The following is a 455-nucleotide window of genomic DNA, read 5'->3' as shown; positions in this document are numbered from 1 at the left end:
ACCTGGAAATCATAGCTTGAATCCGTTGCAGTACGGTTATCCAATACTTTGATGCCGTTGAAATCAGTTTGCTTGGTTACACGGTTGATTTCTTCCATGCGCTGGTTAACTTCAGACTGAATAGAGTCGATATCTGAAGCTGAGTTAGAGCTGTTTTGCGCCTGAACAGTCAGGTCACGTACACGTTGCAAGTTGTTGTTGATTTCGCCCAACGCGCCTTCAGCGGTCTGAGACAGTGAAATACCGTCGTTGGCATTACGTGCCGCTACAGTCAAACCGTTGATGTTAGAAGTGAAACGGTTGGCAATCGCCTGACCCGCTGCATCATCTTTTGCGCTGTTGATACGCAGACCGGAAGACAAACGCTCAATGGCGGTGCCTAAAGAAGACTGGGATTTGTTCAGGTTGTTCTGAGTCAGCAGAGACAGGCTGTTAGTGTTAATGACCGCCATAGT

At 47.7% G+C, this 455-nt stretch carries 1 protein-coding gene; it reads right to left on the bottom strand.

Features of this window, described 5'->3' with window-relative positions:
• Nucleotides 1-452, bottom strand: a 452-nt coding sequence (locus tag FTB31_RS06400; protein WP_455436025.1) for a flagellin N-terminal helical domain-containing protein, incomplete at its 3' end; no start/stop codon positions are given.
• Nucleotides 453-455: the final 3 nt, after the last annotated feature.

Source organism: Yersinia proxima, from assembly GCF_902170785.1.
In the GTDB taxonomy this organism is placed as follows: Bacteria; Pseudomonadota; Gammaproteobacteria; order Enterobacterales; family Enterobacteriaceae; genus Yersinia; species Yersinia proxima.
This window is presented reverse-complemented; position numbering and strand designations above follow the sequence as displayed.